Raw genomic sequence first — 626 nt, forward strand, 5'->3', positions numbered from 1 at the left:
CACCCCCCTCGGCCCGCAGCGCGCCGCGGTGCCGCGCACCTGCCTGCCCGAGCCCACCACCGGCGACTGGGTCGTCCTCGGCCTGGAGGGCGAGACCCCCGACGTGCTGGCGGTGCTGCCGCGGCGCACCGCCCTGACGCGCGCGGAGGTCTCCGGCCGCTCGACCGAGCAGGTCCTGGCCGCCAACGTCGACACCGTCGCCGTCACCGTGGCCCCCACCCGCCGCGCCCCGCTGGGCCGGGTGGAGCGCTTCCTCACCCTGGCCTGGAACTCCGGCGCCCGGCCGGTGGTGGTGCTCACCAAGACCGACCTGCTCGACGGCGCGGAGCTGGCGGACTCGCTGGCCGAGGTGGGGGCCGCCGCGCTGGGCGCGCCCGTGCTGGCCGTCAGCGCCGAGCGCGGCGCCGGCGTGGAGGACGTGCGCGCCGCGCTGAGCGGGACGGTGGTGCTGCTGGGCCCCTCCGGGGCGGGCAAGTCCACCCTCGCCAACGCCCTGCTCGGGCGGGACGTGCTGGACACCGGGGCGGTGCGCTCCGGCGACGGCAAGGGCCGGCACACCACCGTGCAGCGCGAGCTGCTGCCGCTGCCGGGCGGGCTGGTGCTCGTGGACACCCCCGGCCTGCGCG

The 626-nt window shown here is 79.2% G+C and carries 1 protein-coding gene; it reads left to right on the plus strand.

Going from position 1 to position 626, the window contains the following annotated elements:
• Positions 1–28: 28 nt before the first annotated feature.
• A partial coding sequence (gene rsgA, locus GTR00_RS22205; protein WP_323132679.1) for a GTPase RsgA occupies positions 29–626 on the plus strand: 598 nt, incomplete at its 3' end.

The organism is Kineococcus indalonis (assembly GCF_009906395.1).
Lineage (GTDB): Bacteria > Actinomycetota > Actinomycetes > Actinomycetales > Kineococcaceae > Kineococcus > Kineococcus indalonis.